The 20,500-nt window shown below is 71.2% G+C and carries 20 protein-coding genes and 1 riboswitch; of the genes, 4 read left to right on the top strand and 16 right to left on the bottom strand.

Annotated elements, in window-relative coordinates; translation table 11 throughout:
* Positions 1-23: 23 nt before the first annotated feature.
* From iscR to uvrB, 3 genes are all read right to left on the bottom strand, one after another.
* A complete protein-coding gene (gene iscR / locus A4W93_RS09390) occupies positions 24-557 on the bottom strand; it encodes a Fe-S cluster assembly transcriptional regulator IscR (protein ID WP_056672086.1) in 534 nt (177 codons plus the stop codon).
* Positions 558-738: 181 nt separating this feature from the next.
* Entirely contained in the window at positions 739-1,227 is a 489-nt protein-coding gene (locus tag A4W93_RS09385) for a low molecular weight protein-tyrosine-phosphatase (RefSeq protein ID WP_085750364.1), read from the bottom strand.
* Positions 1,224-3,386 carry an excinuclease ABC subunit UvrB gene (gene uvrB, locus A4W93_RS09380; RefSeq protein WP_085750363.1) on the bottom strand — a complete coding sequence of 721 codons (2,163 nt, stop codon included), beginning with the start codon at positions 3,384-3,386 and terminating at the stop codon, positions 1,224-1,226. Before uvrB ends, A4W93_RS09385 begins: the two co-directional genes overlap by 4 nt.
* 101 nt (positions 3,387-3,487) lie before the next feature.
* On the opposite strand from uvrB, the gene A4W93_RS09375 reads away from it, so the two are divergent.
* From A4W93_RS09375 to nth, 4 genes are all read left to right on the top strand, one after another.
* Positions 3,488-4,687 (top strand): amino acid aminotransferase, encoded by a 1,200-nt coding sequence (locus A4W93_RS09375; RefSeq protein WP_085750362.1) that lies wholly within the window; start codon positions 3,488-3,490, stop codon positions 4,685-4,687.
* Positions 4,688-4,886: 199 nt separating this feature from the next.
* Positions 4,887-6,230: a polyhydroxyalkanoate depolymerase gene (locus A4W93_RS09370; protein ID WP_085750361.1), complete on the top strand. Its 1,344-nt coding sequence runs from the start codon at positions 4,887-4,889 to the stop codon at positions 6,228-6,230.
* A gap of 13 nt (positions 6,231-6,243) precedes the next feature.
* Entirely contained in the window at positions 6,244-6,897 is a 654-nt protein-coding gene (gene rsxB, locus A4W93_RS09365) for an electron transport complex subunit RsxB (RefSeq protein ID WP_085754102.1), read from the top strand.
* Between the two features lie 30 nt (positions 6,898-6,927).
* Positions 6,928-7,581, top strand: coding sequence for an endonuclease III (gene nth, locus A4W93_RS09360; protein WP_085750360.1), 654 nt, complete (start codon positions 6,928-6,930; stop codon positions 7,579-7,581).
* Here the strand turns inward: nth and A4W93_RS09355 are convergent.
* From A4W93_RS09355 to A4W93_RS09295, 13 genes are read right to left on the bottom strand one after another with little or no spacing between them, the layout of a single operon-like run.
* Complete coding sequence (locus A4W93_RS09355) at positions 7,530-8,087, bottom strand: histidine phosphatase family protein (RefSeq protein WP_085750359.1); 558 nt, start codon at positions 8,085-8,087, stop codon at positions 7,530-7,532. The two genes, nth and A4W93_RS09355, sit on opposite strands and share 52 nt — an antisense overlap.
* Complete coding sequence (locus A4W93_RS09350; RefSeq protein ID WP_174694881.1) at positions 8,084-8,872, bottom strand: adenosylcobinamide-GDP ribazoletransferase; 789 nt, start codon at positions 8,870-8,872, stop codon at positions 8,084-8,086. The genes A4W93_RS09355 and A4W93_RS09350 overlap by 4 nt, the downstream gene beginning before the upstream one ends.
* The gene (cobT, locus tag A4W93_RS09345) at positions 8,869-9,930 is read right to left on the bottom strand and encodes a nicotinate-nucleotide--dimethylbenzimidazole phosphoribosyltransferase (protein WP_085750358.1); all 1,062 of its coding nucleotides are present in this window, start codon (positions 9,928-9,930) and stop codon (positions 8,869-8,871) included. Before cobT ends, A4W93_RS09350 begins: the two co-directional genes overlap by 4 nt.
* A 1-nt stretch (position 9,931) precedes the next feature.
* Complete coding sequence (locus tag A4W93_RS09340) at positions 9,932-11,392, bottom strand: cobyric acid synthase (protein WP_085750357.1); 1,461 nt, start codon at positions 11,390-11,392, stop codon at positions 9,932-9,934.
* The gene (locus A4W93_RS09335; RefSeq protein ID WP_085750356.1) at positions 11,389-12,354 is read right to left on the bottom strand and encodes an aminotransferase class I/II-fold pyridoxal phosphate-dependent enzyme; all 966 of its coding nucleotides are present in this window, start codon (positions 12,352-12,354) and stop codon (positions 11,389-11,391) included. Before A4W93_RS09335 ends, A4W93_RS09340 begins: the two co-directional genes overlap by 4 nt.
* Positions 12,351-13,241 carry an adenosylcobinamide-phosphate synthase CbiB gene (gene cbiB / locus A4W93_RS09330; protein WP_085750355.1) on the bottom strand — a complete coding sequence of 297 codons (891 nt, stop codon included), beginning with the start codon at positions 13,239-13,241 and terminating at the stop codon, positions 12,351-12,353. The genes A4W93_RS09335 and cbiB overlap by 4 nt, the downstream gene beginning before the upstream one ends.
* The gene (cobO, locus tag A4W93_RS09325) at positions 13,241-13,810 is read right to left on the bottom strand and encodes a cob(I)yrinic acid a,c-diamide adenosyltransferase (RefSeq protein WP_085750354.1); all 570 of its coding nucleotides are present in this window, start codon (positions 13,808-13,810) and stop codon (positions 13,241-13,243) included. The genes cbiB and cobO overlap by 1 nt, the downstream gene beginning before the upstream one ends.
* 27 nt (positions 13,811-13,837) lie before the next feature.
* Complete coding sequence (locus A4W93_RS09320; RefSeq protein ID WP_085750353.1) at positions 13,838-15,136, bottom strand: cobyrinic acid a,c-diamide synthase CobB; 1,299 nt, start codon at positions 15,134-15,136, stop codon at positions 13,838-13,840.
* Positions 15,133-15,897: an ABC transporter ATP-binding protein gene (locus A4W93_RS09315; RefSeq protein WP_085750352.1), complete on the bottom strand. Its 765-nt coding sequence runs from the start codon at positions 15,895-15,897 to the stop codon at positions 15,133-15,135. The genes A4W93_RS09320 and A4W93_RS09315 overlap by 4 nt, the downstream gene beginning before the upstream one ends.
* Complete coding sequence (locus A4W93_RS09310; RefSeq protein ID WP_085750351.1) at positions 15,894-16,913, bottom strand: FecCD family ABC transporter permease; 1,020 nt, start codon at positions 16,911-16,913, stop codon at positions 15,894-15,896. Before A4W93_RS09310 ends, A4W93_RS09315 begins: the two co-directional genes overlap by 4 nt.
* A complete protein-coding gene (locus A4W93_RS09305; protein WP_085750350.1) occupies positions 16,913-17,785 on the bottom strand; it encodes an ABC transporter substrate-binding protein in 873 nt (290 codons plus the stop codon). Before A4W93_RS09305 ends, A4W93_RS09310 begins: the two co-directional genes overlap by 1 nt.
* The gene (locus A4W93_RS09300; protein WP_085750349.1) at positions 17,782-18,357 is read right to left on the bottom strand and encodes a bifunctional adenosylcobinamide kinase/adenosylcobinamide-phosphate guanylyltransferase; all 576 of its coding nucleotides are present in this window, start codon (positions 18,355-18,357) and stop codon (positions 17,782-17,784) included. The genes A4W93_RS09305 and A4W93_RS09300 overlap by 4 nt, the downstream gene beginning before the upstream one ends.
* A 2-nt stretch (positions 18,358-18,359) precedes the next feature.
* Positions 18,360-20,198, bottom strand: a complete 1,839-nt coding sequence (locus A4W93_RS09295; RefSeq protein ID WP_085750348.1) for a TonB-dependent receptor domain-containing protein — start codon at positions 20,196-20,198, stop codon at positions 18,360-18,362.
* Positions 20,199-20,264: 66 nt separating this feature from the next.
* A riboswitch (cobalamin riboswitch) is annotated at positions 20,265-20,496 on the bottom strand.
* Between the last annotated feature and the right edge of the window lie 4 nt (positions 20,497-20,500).

The following is a 20,500-nucleotide window of genomic DNA, read 5'->3' as shown; positions in this document are numbered from 1 at the left end:
GTAGCAGGAGAAAAACGACTTACTTACTTCGAGAAAGCGGTGCCCAGGGCGAAGACGGAGTTGGGGGCCGTGATCTTGATGGGCTTGACGACGGGCTGCGTCGAGATGGCGCGCTTGACCGGGTGCTCCTCAATGGACACGCCCTTGGCCAGTTGCTCGTCGACCAGCTTGCGCAGCGAGATGGAGTCGAGGTACTCGATCATCTTGGAATTGAGGCTGGCCCACAGGTCGTGCGTCATGCACTTGCCGGTGTCCTCGCCCATGCAGTTTTCCTTGCCGCTGCAGCCGGTGGCGTCGATGGGTTCGTCCACCGCGACGATGATGTCGGCGACGGTGATCTCCTCCGACTTGCGGCCCAGCGCGTACCCGCCGCCCGGACCCCGGGTGCTTTCGACGAGTTCATGGCGGCGCAGCTTGCCGAACAGCTGTTCCAGGTAGGACAGCGAAATCTGCTGGCGCGCGCTGATGGCGGCCAGCGCCACGGGGCCCGTGTTCTCGCGCAGCGCGAGGTCGATCATGGCGGTAACGGCAAAACGGCCTTTGGTGGTCAGTCGCATGGAATCCTCCTGATGCCCGGGGGCAAGACAATCAACGAAAGCGATCGATGGGTGACTTCACGCTTGTCGAGCACCCTGCTGACCTGGGTCAGCGGGTAAACCCTCGGGAATATTCCGACGGCGTTACTCAAGTATACATGAAGCCTACTTTTTCGGTCGGCTTCTTCTCGGGAAGTTCCCCTCACCGCTTGCGGACTTCGGTGGTAAGGCGTTCGACGAGGCCGTCGCACGCCGCTTCCACGAGGTCCAGCACGCGGTCGAATCCACCGGGGGGACCGTAGTACGGATCGGGGATCTCCGCCGCCTTCTCCCGGCCGTGGTCACCCAGTCGGCCGAGCTTGGCGCGGTGCTCAGGCAAACAGCGCTCCTGCACCACCGCCCAGTTGTCGTCGTCCATGACCAGGATCAGGTCGTGGCGCTCGAAATCGGCCGAGGTGACCATGCGGGCGCGCAGCGCCGTCAGGTCGTAGCCCCGCTTGCGGGCATGGGCGACCGACCGGGGGTCGGGCGGGTGGCCCTTGTGCCAGTCGGCGTGGGTGCCGGCCGAATCCACCTCGACCAGGCCGTCCAGGCCGGCCGCCTTCAGCTTGTGGCGCAGCACCCCCTCGGCGGTGGGCGACCGGCAAATGTTGCCCATGCAGACCATCAGCACACGGTACGGCTTGCTCATTTGCGCCCCCGCTTCGGTGCCGCCACGGGTTTGGGCGGCGGTGGAGGCGACGGGACCACCACCCCGTCGGGATGGTCGGCCCCGGCGGCGCCGAAGACCTGCTCGCGCAGGTGGGCCAGTTGGTCGCGCACCCGGGCGGCCTTTTCGAACTCGAGGTTGCGGGCGTGCTCGAGCATCTGCTTCTCGAGCTGCTTGATGCGCTTGCCGAGGTCCTTCTCGGACATGACCTCGACCTCGGCCGCCTCGCGGGCCGCCTTCAGGTCGTCCTTCGCGGACTTCTCGGAGTAGACGCCGTCGATCAGGTCGCGCACCTGCTTGGCCACCGAGCGGGGCGTGATGCCCATCTTGGCGTTGTGCTCGATCTGCTTGTTGCGGCGGCGTTCGGTCTCGCCGAGCGCGCGCGACATGGAGTCGGTGATCCGGTCGGCGTACAGGATGGCGCGGCCGTTCAGGTTGCGCGCCGCCCGGCCGATGGTCTGGATCAGCGAACGCTCGGAGCGCAGGAAACCTTCCTTGTCGGCATCGAGGATGGCCACGAGCGACACCTCGGGGATGTCCAGGCCCTCGCGCAGCAGGTTGATGCCCACCAGCACGTCAAAGGTGCCCAGGCGCAGGTCGCGCAGGATCTCGACCCGCTCGACCGTGTCGATGTCGCTGTGCAGGTACCGCACCTTCACGCCGTTGTCGGTGAGGTAGTCGGTGAGCTGCTCGGCCATGCGCTTCGTGAGCGTGGTGATCAGCACCCGCTCGTTCTTCTCGACGCGGAGGCGGATCTCCTGCAGCACGTCGTCCACCTGGTGCGTGGCCGGGCGCACGTCCACCATCGGGTCGACGAGACCGGTGGGGCGGACCACCTGCTCCACCACCGCCCCGGCATGTTCCTTCTCGTAGTCGGCCGGCGTGGCCGAGACGAACACCACCTGGCGCATCTTCTTCTCGAACTCCTGCAGCTGCAGCGGCCGGTTGTCGAGGGCCGACGGCAGGCGGAAGCCGTATTCGACGAGGGTGGTCTTGCGGGCGCGGTCGCCGTTGTACATGCCACCCAGCTGGCCCATCATCACGTGGCTCTCGTCGAGGAACATGACGGAGTCGCGCGGGAGGTAATCCACCAGCGTGGACGGCGGCTCCCCGGGTGCCGAGCCCGACAGGTGCCGCGTGTAGTTCTCGATGCCCTTGCAGTGGCCGATCTCCTGCAGCATCTCGAGGTCGAAGCGCGTGCGCTGCTCGATGCGCTGGGCCTCGACGAGCTTGCCCGCCGAGGTCAGCTCGGCCAGCCGCTCGCGCAGCTCGAGCTTGATGGTCTCCACCGCGGCCAGCACCCGGTCGCGCGGGGTGACGTAGTGGCTCGACGGGTACACCGTGAAGCGCACGATCTTCTGGCGGATGCGGCCGGTGAGCGGGTCGAACAGCTGCAGCGTCTCGATCTCGTCGTCGAACAGCTCGATGCGGACCGCCAGCTCCGAGTGTTCGGCCGGGAACACGTCGATGGTGTCGCCGCGCACGCGGAACGTGCCGCGCGAGAAGTCGGCCTCGTTGCGCTGGTACTGCATGCGGATCAGCTGCGCGATCACGTCGCGCTGGTCCATCTTGTCGCCCGTGCGCAGCGTCATCACCATGCGGTGGTAGTCGGCCGGGTTGCCGATGCCGTAGATGGCCGACACGGTGGCCACGATCACCACGTCGCGCCGCTCCAGCAGGCTCTTCGTGGCCGACAGGCGCATCTGCTCGATGTGCTCGTTGATCGCGCTGTCCTTCTCGATGAACAGGTCGCGCTGGGGCACGTAGGCCTCGGGCTGGTAGTAGTCGTAGTAGCTGACGAAGTACTCGACGGCGTTGCGCGGGAAGAACTCGCGGAACTCGCTGTAGAGCTGGGCCGCGAGCGTCTTGTTCGGCGCGAACACGATGGCCGGGCGGCCGAGCCGCGCGATCACGTTGGCCATCGTGTACGTCTTGCCCGAGCCGGTCACCCCCAGCAGGGTCTGGAACGACAGGCCGTCCTCGACCCCCTCCACGAGCTGCTCGATGGCCGTGGGCTGGTCGCCCGCCGGCGGATAGGGCTGGAACAGCTGGAACGGCGAATCGGGGAACGTGACGAATTCACCCGCCCCCGGCGAAGCCACCTCGGCGATCTCGGATGAAGTTTCGGAAATTCCGGCCATGGCAGATAAAATCCTCGGGTTATCCCGCGATGCAGGCTCGCAGGCCAATCGCGCAGGGTAGCCCAAAACCAAAGTTTGCCCTACTGACAAGGACTGTCTCAATGACTTCGCTGTTCACTGCCGTCGAAATGGCCCCGCGCGACCCCATCCTGGGCCTCAACGAGCAGTTCAACGCCGACCCCAACCCCGCCAAGGTGAACCTGGGCGTGGGCGTGTACTTCGACGACAACGGCAAGCTGCCCCTCCTCAAGTGCGTCCAGGAAGCCGAAAAGCAACTGGTCGACGCGGCCAAGCCGCGCGGCTACCTGCCCATCGACGGCATCGCCGCCTATGACAAGGCCGTGCAGGGCCTCGTGTTCGGCACCGACAGCGCCATCGTCTCCGAAGGCCGCGTGGCCACGGTGCAGGCCGTGGGCGGCACCGGCGGCCTGAAGATCGGCGCCGACTTCCTGAAGCGCCTGAACCCGAACGCCACCGTCCTCATCAGCGACCCGAGCTGGGAAAACCACCGCGCGCTGTTCCAGAACGCCGGCTTCAAGGTCGACACGTACCCGTACTACGACGCGGCCAAGCGCGGCGTGAACTTCGACGGCATGATCGCCGCCCTGAACGGCGCCCCCGCCGGCACCGTGGTCGTGCTGCACGCCTGCTGCCACAACCCGACCGGCTACGACATCACCCCGGCCCAGTGGGACCAGGTGGTCGCCGCCGTGAAGTCGCGCAACCTCGTGGCCTTCCTCGACATGGCCTACCAGGGCTTCGGCGAAGGCATCAAGGAAGACGGCGCCGTGATCGAGAAGTTCGTCGCCGCCGGCCTCGACTTCTTCGTGTCCACCTCGTTCTCGAAGAGCTTCTCGCTCTACGGCGAGCGCGTGGGCGGCCTGAGCGTGGCGTGCGCGTCGAAGGACGACGCCACCCGCGTGCTGAGCCAGCTGAAGATCGTGATCCGCACGAACTACTCCAACCCGCCCACCCACGGCGCCCAGATCGTCGCCACGGTGCTGACCACCCCCGCCCTGCGCGCGATGTGGGAAGAAGAGCTCGCCGGCATGCGTGTTCGCATCAAGCAGATGCGCACCGCCCTGCAGGACAAGCTCAAGGCCGCCGGCGTGAAGCAGGACATGAGCTTCATCACCCTGCAGAAGGGCATGTTCAGCTACACCGGCCTGTCGGTGGAGCAGATGCAGCGCCTTCGCGGTGAATTCGGCGTCTACGGCGTCGATTCGGGCCGCATCTGCGTCGCCGCGCTGAACAGCAAGAACATCGACGCGGTGGTCGCCGCGATCGCCAAGGTCAGCTGATCCGACCTGATTCGCCGGGGGGCGTGTCACGGGCGTGACATGCCCCCCGTGCATTTTGGGCATTTGTCGGACGAAACCGCCGCTATTCCCGGTAGCGCCAAAACACGGGTTGCAGCACGATTCAGGGCATGTGCCTAGAATGGTGCATCGCACAAAGCCAGCGATGTGCCCCTGGGCCAGAAGCCACAAAGGATCCGCCATGCTGTATCAGCTCTATGAATCTCAACGGGCCATGCTGAGCCCGTTCTCCGAATTCGCGTCCGCGTCGTCCAAGCTGTACAGCCACCCGCTCTCGCCGTTCGCCCACACCCCGCTCGCCACGCGCGTCTCGGCCGGCCTCGACCTGATGCACCGGCTGGCGAAGGAATACGAGAAGCCCGAGTTCGGCATCACCACCGTGAAGGTGGGCGGCATCGACGTCGCCGTGCAGGAACAGGTCGCGCTCGAGAAGCCCTTCTGCCGCCTGCTGCGCTTCAAGCGCTTCACCGACGACTCCGACCTGCTGACCCGCATGAAGGACCAGCCCACGGTGCTGGTGGTGGCGCCGCTGTCGGGCCACCATTCCACGCTGCTGCGTGAAACCGTGCGCCAGCTGCTGGTCGACCACAAGGTGTTCATCACCGACTGGACCGATGCCCGCATGGTGCCGCCCGAGGAAGGCCCGTTCCACCTCGACGACTACGTCGCGTACGTCCAGGACTTCATCCGCCACGTTGGCCCCGAGGTCAACGTGATGTCGGTGTGCCAGCCCACGGTGCCCGTGCTCGCGGCCATCTCGCTGCTGGCCTCCAACGGCGAGTTCACGCCCCGCACGATGACGATGATGGGTGGCCCCATCGACGCCCGCAAGTCGCCCACCGCGGTGAACAACCTGGCGATGAACAAGAGCTACGAGTGGTTCGAGAACAACGTGATCTACCGCGTTCCGATGAACTACCCGGGCGGCGGCCGCCGCGTGTACCCCGGCTTCCTGCAGCACACCGGCTTCATCGCGATGAACCCGGACCGCCACCTGAAGAGCCACTACGACTACTTCATGGACCTGATGCGCGGCGAGGACGAAAGCGCCGAGTTCCACCGCTCGTTCTACGACGAATACAACGCCGTGCTCGACATGCCGGCCGAGTACTACCTCGACACCATCCACACGGTGTTCCAGGACTACTCGCTCGTGAACGGCACGTGGGAGGTCAACGGCCAGCTCGTGCGTCCGCAGGACATCAAGACCACCGCGCTGCTGACCATCGAAGGCGAACTCGACGACATCTCGGGCGCCGGCCAGACGCGTGCCGCGCACGACCTGTGCTCGGGCATCCCGTCCACCCGCCAGTTCCACTACGACGTGATGGGCGCCGGCCACTACGGCATCTTCTCGGGCCGCCGCTGGCGCGAGGACTGCTACCCGGTCGTGCGCGACTTCATCGCGAAGTTCCAGGACGACCAGCCCGCGGCGGCGAAGCGCCGGTCCCGCACCGCGGCTTCGGCCAAGAACGCGCCGGCCCGCACCACCGCGAAGGTGGCGGCGCCCAAGCGCACCCGCTGACCCCGTGACCTCGCTGGCGGAACTGACCGACACCCTCGACCGTGCCCTGCCCCAGACGCAGTGCACGCGCTGCGGCTACCCCGATTGCCGCAGCTATGCCGCGGCCATCGCGGACGGTTCCGCCGACATCAACCAGTGCCCGCCCGGCGGTGCCGAGGGCGTCGCCCGCCTCGCGCGCCTGACCGGCCGCCCCGCCAAACCGCTGAACCCGGCGAACGGCGCGGAGGGCCCGCGCCTGCTCGCCGTCATCGACGAGGCCTGGTGCATCGGCTGCACGCTGTGCATCAAGGCCTGCCCCGTCGACAGCATCGTCGGTGCGCCCAAGCGCATGCACACGGTGATCGACGACCTGTGCACCGGCTGCGAACTGTGCGTGCCGGTGTGCCCGGTCGACTGCATCTCGCTCGAACCCGTCACCCCGGGCCGCACCGGCTGGGACGCGTGGACCACGCCGCAGGCCGACGAGGCCCGCGAGCGCTTCGCGTTCCACACGATGCGGTTCGTGCGCGAGAAGACCGAGAACGACGCGCGGCTCGAGCAGAAGGCCGAGGCCAAGCTGGCGGACCTGGCGTCGCATTCGAAGATCACCGATCCGGCGGTGCTGGACACCAAGCGGGCGATCATCGAGGCGGCGCTGGCGCGGGCGCGGGCGAAACGCGCGCAGTGATGCGCACGCGGGATGCCACAATCCCGCCCCATGAAAGTCGCCGACATCGCCCCCTTCTTCGCCACGCTGAAGGCGGCCAACCCGCAACCCAACACGGAGCTGGAGTACACCAATGTCTTCGAGCTGCTGGCCGCCGTGCTGCTGTCCGCGCAGGCCACCGACGTCGGCGTCAACAAGGCCACGCGGCGCCTCTTCGCGATCGCGAACACGCCGCAGAAGATGCTGGACCTCGGCCTCGAGGCCGTGACCGACCACATCAAGACCATCGGACTCTTCCGCACCAAGGCGAAGAACCTGATGGAGACCTGCCGCATCCTCGTGACGCAGCATGCGGGCCGCGTGCCGCGCACGCGCGAAGCGCTGGAGGCGCTGCCGGGCGTGGGCCGCAAGACGGCCAACGTGGTGCTCAACGTCGCGTTCGGCGAAGCGACGATGGCCGTCGACACGCACATCTTCCGCGTGGGCAACCGCACGGGCCTCGCCACCGGCAAGACGCCGCTCGAGGTCGAGCTGAAGCTGCTGCGGCGCGTGCCGGCCGAGTACATGGTGGACGCCCACCACTGGCTGATCCTGCACGGGCGCTACGTGTGCCAGGCGCGCCGCCCGCTGTGCGAGCAGTGCCTCGTGCTGCGCTACTGCGACTCGGCTCCGCGCGAACTGCTCGCGCGCCAGGCCACGCCGTAGCCGCAGGCCGCGGGCCACTCGGCGGCGGACGCCGGCGGCGGCAGGCCGCGCACCACGCGTGACGCCGCGTTGATCCAGCCGCCGTGCCCCACCACGAGGGCATCGGGATGGTCGTGGAGGAACGCCGCGCACCGGGCCATCAGCCCCGACACCGATTCGCCCCCGCCGGGTGCGTGTTCGGCGAAGTCGGCGCACCACGCATCGACCGCGGCCGCGTCCACCGTGCCCCACGTGCGGCCGTCCCAGGTCCCGAAGTCGAGTTCGGCGAGGCGGATGTCCACATGGTGGGTCCAACCCCACCGAACCAGCCACCGGCCCACGTCGGCCCCGCGGCGCAGCGGCGACGTCCACACCTCGCGCGCCCTCCCCTCGCGCCGCGCCAGCGCACGCACGCGGTGCGCGAGGCGCTTGGCCTTCCGCGGATCGACGGGGACGTCGGTCTGCCCGATGCAACGGCCCGCCACCCCCTTCGGCTTCGGGTGGCGCCAGACCACCGTCTCGCTCACGCGAAGCGCATCCACACGAGCCAGCCCAGCAGCACCAGCACCTCGGTGACCTGCTGCGTGGCGCCCAGCGTGTCGCCGGTGAAGCCGCCCAGGCGCCGCGACCAGCCTCGGGCGCAGGCCCGCGTGCCCGCGAGCGCGAACAGCAGCGACAGCACGACAGCCGGCCACCACGCCACGCGGCTCGCAACGATGCCCACGGCCACCACCAGCACCCAGCCGAGCGCCACCAGCAACCCGCCGCGCGAGACCCCTTGCGCCAGCGGCTTGGCTTTCGCCGCCGCGAGGTCGCCCGCATACGGCAGCGCGCGGATCACGAGCACCGCCATCGCCCGCGACACCGTGTGCCCGAACAGCAGCGCCGGCAGTGCGAGCGCCACCGGCAGCGACACGAGCACCGCGGCCTTGAGGCCCAGCACCAGTACCAGCCCCACCGCGCCGTAGCTGCCGATGCGCGAGTCCTTCATGATCTCGAGGGCCCGCTCACGGCTCACATGGCCGCCCAGCGCATCGCAGGTGTCGGCGAGACCGTCCTCGTGGAACGCCCCCGTCAGCCACACCGTGGCGATCATCGACAGCACCACGGCGACGGCAGGCGACGTCGCGACGGAGGCGGCCGCGAGCACCACGGCCCCCACCGCGCCGACACACAGGCCCACCAGCGGGAAGTGCCGCGCGCTGTCGTGCAGCCACGCCGGCTCGAAGCCGACCCAGCGCGGCACCGGCACCCGCGTGAAGAACTGCAGGGCCACGAAAAAGAGCCGCACCTCGTGCAGCAGGCGCTTCATGCGCCGGCGCCCTTGTCGGCGCTCTTGTCCGAAACACCGGCCGACTCGAAGCTCGCCATCTCGGCGAGGAGGCGCACGCTGCTCTCGACCAGCGGCCACGCGAGCGCCGCGCCCGACCCTTCGCCGAGCCTCAGGCCCAGGTCCAGCAGCGGCACCACGTCGAGGTGACGGGTCATCAGGCGGTGGCCCGCCTCGGCCGAACTGTGCGCCCACACGCACGAGGACAGCAGCGCCGGCGCGAGCCGCGAGGCCCACAGCACCGCCGCGCCGGCGATGAAGCCGTCGACCACGACGAGCCGCCGCTCGGACGCCGCCTGCAGCGCCGCACCCGCGATCATCGCGATCTCGAAGCCGCCCACCGCGGCCATCAGCTCGCGCGGCGACGCGGCCGTGGCACGGTGGCGGTCCATCACCTTGCCCAGCAGCGCCCGCTTGCGCGCGAGCCCGGCATCGTCGAGACCCGTGCCCCGGCCGATGCACTCGTCGAGGGGTTCGCCGGACAGCAGCGCCAGCAGCAGCGAAGCGCTCGACGTGTTGCCGATGCCCATCTCGCCCAGCAGCACCGCGTTGCCCGGCAGGCCGCGCACCACGTCCGCGCCCGACTGCAGTGCCTGGTCGAGCTGGGCCGCGGTCATCGCCGGACCGTCGAGCATGTCGGCGGTGCCCGGCGCCACCTTGCGGTCCAGCAGGCCGGCGCGCGGCGCGAACATGTGGTTCACGCCCGCGTCCACCACGGTGAGCGCGAGCCCGTGCTGTCGGGCCAGCACGCTGACCGCCGCACCGCCGGCCAGGAAATTCTCGACCATCTGCCACGTGACGTCCGTGGGGTACGCGGACACGCCGCGCGCCGCGATGCCATGGTCGCCCGCGAACACCACCAGCTGCGGCGCCGCCAGCACCGGCCGGTCGGTGTCCAGCACGAGGCCGACCTGCAGCGCGAGCGATTCGAGCCGGCCGAGCGCGCCGAGCGGCTTCGTCTTGCGGTCGATGCGGTGGCGCAGGCGTTGCAGCAGCGCCGCGTCGTGGGTGGTCGGGATCGGGGGGACGGGGAAGGCCATGTCAGTGCGAAGGGTCGAGCAGGCGCGACAGCACGCCACGATCGAAATGGGTGTCGATGAAATCGGCGAGGCCGTCGAAGACCTCGGGCAGCGGGCGCGCGGCCGCGCCGAACAGTGCGTGCATCACGGCCGGCGATTCGAAGAGGCCGTGGGTGTACGTGCCGAACACGTGGCCGGCCTGCCACGCGATGGGTTCGCCGTCGGCGTTGCCCAGCACGGCACGCACGCCCGCGCCACCCGGCGTGGGCACGGTGCGGCCGTGGCGGATCTCGTAGCCGTCCACGGCCACGTCCGACAGCGCCTGCCACGGCGCGTCGAGCGCACCGAAGCGGCCCGCGGTGTGGCGCAGCAGCTTGTCGCGGGCGAAGGTGGTGGTGAGCGGCAGCAGGCCCAGGCCCGCTGCGTTGCCATCGACCCCGTCGGGATCGACCAGCGCGTCGCCCAGCATCTGCAATCCGCCGCAGACGCCCAGCACGGGCCGGCCCGCATGGGCGTGGGCCATGATGGCCGGGGCGAGGCCCTGCGCGCGGAGCCACGCGAGGTCGGAACTCGTGTGCTTCGAGCCGGGCAGCACGATCCAGTCCGCCCCGGCCAGGTCCGCGGGCGACCGCGCCCACGTGAGCCGCACGCCGGGCAAGCCCCTCAGCGGCTGGAACTCGTCGAGGTTGCTGAGGCGCGGGTACGCGACGATCGCGATGCGCCGCCCGGTGCCACCCGACGGCGAGTCGTCGAACACCCCGTCCTCCTCCGGCAGGCCGTGGCCGCGCCACATCGGCAGCACCGCGACCGTGGGCACGCCGGTGAGATCGCGCAGCTGTTCCGGGCCCGGCGCCAGCAACGCGGCATCGCCCCGGAAGCGGTTGAGCACGAAGCCGCGGATCAGCGCGCGCTCGTCCACCGGCAGCAGCTGGTGCGTGCCGTACAGGTGTGCGAACGCGCCACCGCGGTCGATGTCGGTGACGAGCAGGCAGGCCGCCTCCACCTCGCGGGCGGTGCGCATGTTCACGTAGTCGCTCGCGTGCAGGTTGATCTCGGCGGGTGAGCCGGCGCCCTCGATCACCACCACGTCGTGCCCGGCCATCAGCGCGTGCAGCCCCTCTCGGGCGAACGGCCACAGCGCCTCGCTGCGCTCGCGCCACGGCACGGCGGCGAGGTCCGGGCGCACCTGGCCCATCACCACCACCTGGCTCGCCGTGTCCCGCTCGGGCTTGAGCAGCACGGGGTTCATGCGCACGTCGGGCGAACGGCCCGCGGCCAGCGCCTGGAAGTACTGCGCGCTGCCGATCTCGCCGGCGCGGCCGTCCAGCCCCGGCACGACCCGCGCGTTGTTGCTCATGTTCTGCGCCTTGAACGGTGCGACCTTCAGGCCCTGGCGCGCATACCAGCGGCACAGCGCCGTCGCGAGCCAGCTCTTGCCCGCGCCACTCGTGGTGCCGAGCACCATCACCGCGCGGGCCGTCATGCCGTCACCTCGAACCACACGTCGCGCAGCGCGGCCTGGGCATCGGGCGGGCGAACCCCCACACGCACGGCGCCGGGCAAGCCGAGGGAGGTGGTGTCGCGCAGCTTGATGCCCCGCGCGCGCAGCCGGTCCAGCACCTCCTGCACGTCCCGGCCCGGCCAGCGCGCCACGTAGAACGGCGTGACACTCGCGTCCTGCACCCAGCCGAGTTCCTCGCCCAGCGCCAGCTGCGATGCCTTCCACGCGAGCAGCGTCGAGCGGCTCTCCTCGACCCAGCGCACCGTGGCGGGCGTGATCCACTCGCGCAGCATCGCCTCGCCGTGGACACCCAGCGGCCACGACGGACACAGGCGGTCGAGCGAGCGCAGCAGCGTCTCCGCGCCCTCGGGGGCGATGGCGTACGCACCGCGCACGCCGGTCAGGCCCAGTGCCTTGTTGGGCGACACGAGCCGCCAGGCCGCCGCGGGCAGCACCGGAGCCTCGCCCTCCAGGCGCAGCGCGGCATAGGCTTCGTCGACCACGAGCACGGCGCCCTCGCGCACCGCCGGGCAGCGCGCCGAGCGGCCCGTGGGGCTCGCCGGTTCGGTGAACCACACGAGCGACGCATCGCCCGCGAGCGACGCGCGGCGCAGGCCCCAGGTGTCCGCGGCACGGGCGTAGTCGGCATACCCCGGCACCGGCGCGAACACGCTCGCGTGGGCCGACTGCAGCCGCACCGCGGCGGTCAGCCGGCCGATGAACTCGCTGGCACTGGCGGCCACCACGACGCGCTCGGGGCGCACGTCGTGGAAGTCGGCCAGCGCGGCGCGCAACGCGGTGGACGCCGGGTCGGGGTAACGCGACGGGTCGGCCTCCCGCAGCGCGGCCAGCACGTGGGGCGCGGGGCCGCACGCGTTGGCGTTCGTGGAGAAGTCCCAGCGCGGCGCGCCGAGGGCATCCGGTCCGCCGTGGTCCATCGTCATGCGGTCCTCCAGGCCACGGCCAGCAACGAGACGCCCACGGCCGCCCACGCGGCACGGCCCGCGACCCGCAGCGCGCGCGACAGGTCGCCAGCCCCGGGCGACGCGGCGCCGGCGTTCAGCGCGTACACCCCGGGCTTCGACAGCCGCACGCCGAGGTGCAGCGCCATCGCGCCCATGGGCCAGCCGCCGTTGGGCGACGGCGTGCGCCGGGCCTCTTGCCACAGGCCGGCGCGCCAGCCGGGGGCCAGCAGCAGCGCCGTCAACCGGGCGGGAATCCACGACAGCACGTCGTCGGCCCGCGCGGCGAACTTGCCGGCCCATTCCCACGCGCCACGGTAGCCCCACATCGCGTCCATCGTGTTGGCCAGGCGGTAGACCACGGCGCCGGGCAGGCCGGCCACGGCGAACCAGAAGAGCGGCGCGACGAGCGAGTCGTTGAGGTTCTCGGCGAGGGTCTCGATGGCCGTCTCGCGCACGTCGGCCGGACCGAACGCGGAGACGTCGCGGCTCACGAGGCGGGACAGGCGCGCACGGGCCTGCGGCAGGCCTTCGGCGAGCGCCCCGTCCACCGCCGCCACCTCGTCGCGCAGCATGCGCCACGCGAACATCGGCTTGAGCACGACAGCCAGCAGTGGCACGCCGAGCCACCATGGCAGTGTCGCCAGCACCGCCTCGATCTGCCACGCGACCATGCCCAGCACCGCGGCCATCGCGAGCCACACGAGCGCCCCGCCCGCGAAGGCGGAACGCGGCGGCTGTGTCTTCAGCCAGCGGCCGATCGGCCCCAGCACCCGCCCCAGCCACGCCACCGGATGCCACGCGTTCCGCGGCTCGCCGAACGCGGCGTCGAGCGCCCACGCGAGCACGAGCGCGAGGCCGGGCAGCATCAGTCCTCGATGCCCCGCTGGGCCGGCACGCCGGCGTTGAAGTGGTGCTTGACGAGGGTCATCTCGGTCACCGTGTCGGCGAGGTCCAGGAGTTCCTGCGGCGCGTTGCGCCCGGTCAGCACGACGTTGACGTGCGAGGGCCGTTCGCGCAACGCCGTGAGGACCGGTTCCAGCGGCACCCAGCCGTACCGCAGCGGGTACGTGATCTCGTCGAGCACGACGAGGAAGTGTTCGCCGGCGCGGATCGTGGCCTCGGCGCGCGCCCAGCCGTCACGGGCCAGCTGCGCGGAGTGTTCGAGGTCCCTGCTCTTCCAGCTGAAGCCGTCGCCCAGCCCCTCGATGGGCACGCCCAGCTGCTCGAACACGCGGTGTTCGCCGAAGCGGGCCGACGGCACCTTCATGAACTGGTAGATCTTCACGGCCTTGCCGCGGCCGTGCGCGCGCAGCGCGAGGCCGAAGGCGGCCGTGCTCTTGCCCTTGCCGTCGCCGGTGTGCACGAGCACGAGGCCGCGGCGGTCGCCGTCGGGGCGTTCGTAGCGGGCTTCGGTGGGGGGCTTCTCGATTTCCATGATGAAAGGGATCTCCGGGTGGGCACTTTAGCGCCAGGGACGGAACCACGACGCAACGGCGACGGGATTCGACGGGAACCAGGTGTGCACGTAGCTGGCCGTGAGCCGGCCGCGGCGGTAGACGGCTTCGGCCGTGCCGCGCCCGTTGGGCGACGTGGCCCGCGCGAGCGGTTCCAGCGGCGTGGACAGCACCGAGTAGTGGAAGGTGTGGCCGCGCACGGTCCCTTCGGGCAGCGCGACCGACTGCAGGCCCAGCGCGGCGAGGCGGCGCGACATCGTGCCCTCCCCCGGCAGCACGCCGGCCATCGGGTGGCGCGTGCCGTCGACCGTGCTCAGGCCGTCGAGCAGGTACAGCAGCCCGCCGCATTCGGCGAGCAGCGGCTTGCCCGCCGCGTCGTGCGCACGGAGCGCCGCGGCGATCGGCCGGTCGGGGCCCAGCGTGGACGCATGCAGTTCCGGATATCCGCCCGGCAGCCACACGGCATCGCACGGCGGCAGCGTGTCGTCGGCCAGCGGGGAGAACCACACGAGGCGTGCACCGAGCCGTTCGAGGCACTGCACGTTCGCGGGGTAGATGAAGGAGAAGGCCGTGTCGCGCGCGACCGCGATCACCACGCCGTCGAGCAGGCGCGCCACGGGCTCGTCCGGAGCCGATTCGAAATCGACGGACGGCGCCTCGAAGTCGGGCGCGACCGCCGCGGCCCACGCATCGGCCCAGCGGTCGAGCCGCGCATCGAGGTCCGGCAGTTCGCCCGCCTGCACGAGCCCCAGGTGGCGCTCCGGCAGGGACAGCGCCGCATCGCGACCGAGCGCGGCCACCAGCGGCAGCGAGGTCGGCAGGGACTCGCCCACCATCCGCGCGTGCCCCGGGCTGCCGACGCGGTTGGCCACCACACCCGCCACGGCGACACCCGGCTGGAACGTCGCCAGGCCATGCGCCAGCGCGCCGAAGGTCTGCGCCATCGCCGACGCGTCGATCACGGCCAGCACCGGCAGGCCGAAGGTGCGGGCGAGGTCGGCGCTGCTCGGGTCGCTGTCGTACAGGCCCATCACACCTTCGACGAGGATCAGGTCGGCCTCCGCGGCCGCCTCGGCGAGCATCCGCCGGCAGGCGTCCTCGCCCGCCATGAAGAGGTCGAGCTGGAACACCGGCGCGCCGCTCGCCCGCGCGAGCACCATCGGGTCGAGGAAGTCGGGGCCCGTCTTGAACACCCGCACACGTTCGCCACGCCGCACGTGGTGGCGCGCGATGGCGGCGGTGACACTCGTCTTGCCCTGGCCCGACGCGGGCGCGCTGACCATCAGCGCACGGCACCGCGCCGTCATGGCTGGGGCACCGCGATCCAGGCCGAACCGACGCGCTCGATGCGCACGGCGCCGAGGAAGACCTCGCCGAGCACCGCGTGCAGCGCCGGGTCGTCGCGCGGCCCCGCGGCCCGCACGCGCCCCTCGGCCATCACGACGATGCGGTCGGCCAGCAGCGCGAGTGGCAGGTCGTGCAGCACGCTGACCACCGTGCGCCCTTCCGCGCCCAGCTTCTGCAGCAGGCGCACCAGGGCCACCTGGTGCGGCGGGTCGAGGTGGGTCGTGGGTTCGTCGAGCAGCAGCACCGGCGCCTCCACCGCGAGCGCCCGCGCGAGCAGCACCCGCTGGCGTTCGCCGCCCGAGAGTTCGTGCAGCCGGCGATCGGCCCAGGCTTCGCATTCCGTGAGCGCCATCGCGCGGCCCACCGCGTCCGCATCGGCGGCCGACGGCGCGCCGAACAGCCCCAGGTGCGGCAGGCGGCCGAGGGCCACGATGTCGCGCGCCGTGAGTTCCCCTCCGGCCTCGCCCTGCTGGTCGAGCCACGCGATGCGCCGGGCGCGTTCGGCGGGCCGCCAGCCGTCGAGCGAGCGGCCGTCGAGGCGGATCTGCCCGCGTTTCGCACCGTGCAGCCCCGCGAGCGACCGCAGCAGCGTCGACTTGCCCGCCCCGTTCGGCCCCACGATGGCGGTCCAGCCCGGCGCGAAGGTGGTGGACACGCCGTGCAGCACGGCCCGCCCGCCGCGTTCGACCACGAGGTCGCGGGTTTCCAGGCGGTCGTTCACGTCAGCTTCCTCCGGTGCAGCAGCCACAGCAGGTAGGTGCCGCCGATCACCGCGGTGAGCACGCCCACCGGCAGTTCCTGCGGCGCGATCAGCGTGCGCGCGAGCACGTCGGCCCCGAGCAGCAGCGCGCCGCCGGTGCCGGCGCTCGCGAGCAGCAGGTAGCCGTGGGTGGACGCGGTGAAACGGCGCACGAGGTGCGGCGCCACGAGCCCGACGAACGCCACGAGGCCGGCCTGGGACACCGCGAGTCCCGTCGCGAGCGCCAGCGCCACCACCAGCACGATGCGCACGCGGGTGAGCGACAGGCCGAGGCTGGTGGCGCTGTCCTCGCCGAGCGTGAGCGCGTCCAGCGCCCGCGCGAAGCGCCAGGCCACCGGTGCCGACACCACGAGGCCCGCCGCGAGCGCCCAGCAGCTGTCCCACCCGAGGAAGCCCGTGGAGCCGAGCAGGAAGGCCTGCTTGCCGCGCAGCGCGTCGGGTGCGAACGTGGTGACGAGGTCGCTCGCGGCACCCAGCACCACGCCGACGATCACGCCGGCCAGCAGCAGCCGCACCGTGTGCGCGGTACCGCGCGCGAGCGTCAGCGTGAGGGACACGCCGCCCAGCGCGCCCAGGAACGCGGCCCCGATCAGGCCGAGGCGGGACACCGCGTCCGCCGTCGCGTGACCGATGGCATGGCCGGTCAGCGCGCTGCCGCCCAGCACCAGCACCACACCGAGCGACGCGCCCGACGCCGAGCCGAGCAGGTACGGATCGGCCAGCGGGTTGCGGAACAGCCCCTGCGCGATGGCACCGGCCAGCCCGAACAACGCGCCGACGAGCCACGCCCCGAGCGTGCGCGGCGCACGGATCTGCCCGATGAGCAGCGGCCCGTCGGGCGACGTGGCGAGGCGCCACGCCTCGGCGGGCGACCAGCCCTCGCTGCCGGCCGCGAGGCCCGCGCCCAGCAGCACGACTGACAGCACCGCGAGGCCGAAGGCCAGCGCGGCGCGCCGGGTGGTGTCGGCGTCGGCCATCACCGGGCCGGGCCCAGCCCGACCACGCAGTCGGCCAGCACCAGCGCGGCCTCGCCCATGCGGGGGCCGGGCCGGATCAGCAGCTCGTAGCGGTCCGGTGCGAACCCGCACACGTGCCGCTCGCGCAGCGCCTTCAGCGAGGACCAGCCCGGCCGGGTCGCCATCGTCGTCACGCTGCGATCGACGGCCATGATGAGGTCCGGCTGCGCACGCACGACGTACTCGGGGTTCAGCTTCGGGAAGGGCCCCAGCTCCGGGCCCACGATGTTGCCGAGGCCCAGCCGCGCGAGCGTCTCGCCGATGAAGGACGACCGGCCCGCCGCGTACGACGAACCGTCGACCTCGAAGAACACGCGCTGGCCGCGCATGCCGGCCGGCACCCGCGCCGCGGCGGCCTGCAGGTCGCGTTCGATCGCGGCCCACGCGACGGCCGCGCGCCCCGGTTCGCCCAGCACCGTGGCGAGGGTCTCCAGGCCGCGCTTCACGTCGGCATGGGTGTTCGACTCGACCACCAGCACCTTCAGGCCCAACTGCTCGAGCCGGTCGGTGATGCGGGCCGACGGCGCGACGATCACGAGGTCGGGCTTGAGCGCGACGAGGCGCTCGACCTGCGCGTCCTCCAGGCCGCCGAGCTTGGGCAGCGCGGTGACGGAGGCCGGCGCGTTCGAGAAGCGGTCGGTGCCCACCAGCCGCGCGCAGCCGCCGAGCGCGCAGACGCCCTCGGTGAGCGACGGCATCAGCGTGACGATGCGCTGCGGCGGGGCCGGCAGCGAAAGCGTGCGGCCGCGGTGGTCGGGCACGGTGACCGGTGAAGCCGCGGCGGCCAGGGCCACCGCGGACAGGGCGAAGGAGATCAGCAGGCGGCGGATCATGCGGCGGACGCCCGTCGTTTCACCGGCACCTCGAGCCCCGCGACCATCAGCGTCACGTTCGCGCACTGGTCCGCGACCCGCTGGTGCAGCCGCCCCAGCTCGTCGACGAACCGACGCGCCTCGTGCGTCAGTGGCGAGAGCCCGAGGCCGATCTCGTTCGAGACCAGCACCACGGGCCCGGCCGCGGCGCGCAGCACGTCCGACAGGTCGTCGATGGCCGCGTCGAGCCGGTCGCCGTCGACGGCCTGCCCGGCAAGCGGCATCAACAGGTTCGTGAGCCACAGCGTCAGGCAGTCGACGACGACGAGCCGGTGCGGCGCGGCCAGCGCGCGCACGGCCGAGGCCAGGGCCCGCGGTTCCTCGACCGTGGCGAGGCCGGGCACCCGCTCGGCCCGGTCGAACCGATGCCGGGCGATGCGGTCCGCCATCTCCGCGTCGCCCGCGAACGCCGTGGCGACCAGCGCCGCCTCGCGTCCGGGCGTGGCGAGCCACGCAGCCGCGAGCGACTCGGCGCGCCGCGACTTGCCGCTGCGCTGCCCGCCGAGCACGAGGTGGTGGTCGTTGTGGTGCATGGTCAGAATTTCGGCGACCAGCGCGCCCCGAAGAACACCGTCATGGGGCCGGTGTTGTACGTGGCGGCGGTCTGGTAGGCCTTGTCGAAGAAGTTGTCGACACGGGCCACCAGGCGCCATTCTGCGTTCAACTTGTGGGTCAGGTCGACGTTCAGGATCGTGTACCCACCGAGCACCAGCGGGCTGGTGTCGCGGTCGTAGCGCTTCGAATACGACAGCAGTTCGCCGCCCACCGTCGTGTCGCCGAGGTCCTTCTCGATCTTCAGCGAGCCATGGCGGCGCGAGCGCCGCGCGAGGTCGCGGCCGGACGGGTTGCGGGCCGACAGGAAGTCCGCCGAGCCCGAGACGCGCACGTCGTCGCCGTTCCACGCGGTGGTGAACGTCGCGCCCTTGAGCACCGACGTGCCGTCGACGTTGTCGTAGCAGCCGAACGAGTACGAGCACAGCGCCGGGTCGGGCGCCGCGAACACGATCAGGTCCGTGATGCGGTTGCGGTAGAGGGTGAGGCTCGAATCGAAGCGGCCCGCCTGGTGGCGCAGCGCGAGGTCGATGTTGCTGAGCGAACGCTCCGGCTTCAGGGTGGCGTTGCCGAACTCGGCCGCGTATTGCTGGTACAGCGTGGGAGCACGGAATCCGTTGCCCACCGACGACTGCACGCGCCAACCCCGGGCCACGTCCACACCCACCGCCAGCGTGCCGGTGTTCACCGAACCGAAGTCGTCGTTGCGGTCGTGGCGGGCGTTCGCCTGCACGGCCCAGATGCCGCTGCGCCAGCCGTAGCCGAGCGCGACGGCGTCCTGGTCGCGCTCACGCGTCGACGAACCGTCGAGGCCGTTGTTCTGCAGTTCGTCCTCGCGGCGCTCGAGCGTCGCGTTGATCGTGTGGTCGCCCAGGCGAACGTCGTTCTGCCAGGTGGCGGTGCGCACCTGCGTCTCCGTGAGGTACGGGAACAGCGGCTGCGTCTCGTAGCGGTCCTTCGACTGCCCGGCGCTGACGGTGCTGGTCCACGCCTTCGTCCATTGCGCGGACCACAGGGCCCGCACGGTGTCCAGGTCGCGCGTGCTGCGGTCGTCGACGTTCAGGTTGCCGTCGTACTGGCTTTCGACGTGGCTGCGCATCGCCGACACCTCGACCCGGTGGCCTTCGACCACGTTCCAGCCCAGGCGGCCCGTGCCACCCCGGCTTTCATAGCCGTCGCGGTCGGGGTTGCCGTTGGTCTTCGCGTTGAAGCCGGTGCTGCGCTCGGACAGGCCCGACAGCGCGTAGTCGAACGTGCCCCACTGGCCCGACACGCCGGCGTCGGACTTGAACGTGCCGAAGCTGCCACCGCCCATGCCGACGTCGAAACGCGTGCCGGGCTCGCCCTTGCGCGTGAAGATCTGCACCACGCCGCTCATCGCGTCGGAGCCGTACACGGCGCTGGCCGGGCCGCGGAGGATCTCGATGCGCTCGATCTGGCCGAGGGGGATGGCTTCCCACGAAGCGCCGCCCGTGGTCTGCGTGTCGACGCGCACGCCGTCGACCAGCACGGCGGTGAAGCGCTGGTCGCCGCCGCGCACGAACAGCGAGGTGGTGCCGGCGGGGCCGCCGCTGCGGCCCATCTGGAAGCCGGGCATGCTGCCCAGCAGGTCGCCCAGGGCGTTGCCGGCGTGGCGTTCGATCACGTCCCGCTCGATCACGGTGACGTCGGCGAGCACGTCGCGCAGCGGCACGGCCGAACGCGTGGCGGTGACGACGACCGGGTTCAGCGTGGCGGGCGTGCCCTGCGCGGACACGGCGCTGCAGGCCAGTGCGAGGACGGACGGGCACAGGCGCGCGTCGCGCCAGATTTTCTTTTTCATGAAAGGGACAACGGAGAAGATCCAGGCGCCTGCTTCCCCGCAAGCACCTGACAAAGGGACACGCGGACGTGTCCCACCTCGTTGGCCGGTATCCGGGCTGGCGGAACGACCCGTGCGGCCTTCCCAGGACATGACCCCCAGTGGCGTTGCACACGAGTTGGCGCGATGACGCGCCGTCCGCTGACCGTTGCGGGGGCAGCGCAGGCTGGACGACGGCCCGATGGACCGGCTTCCTCTGCTTCCCGTTTAACTGCACCGGCGTGACAACCGGCACGAGCACCAACGGGCGCCATTGTAAGTGT

The sequence above is a fragment of the Piscinibacter gummiphilus genome (assembly GCF_002116905.1).
Taxonomy (GTDB): domain Bacteria; phylum Pseudomonadota; class Gammaproteobacteria; order Burkholderiales; family Burkholderiaceae_C; genus Rhizobacter; species Rhizobacter gummiphilus.
Note: the sequence above shows the minus strand (reverse complement) of the source record. Positions and strands in the feature narration are given on the sequence as shown.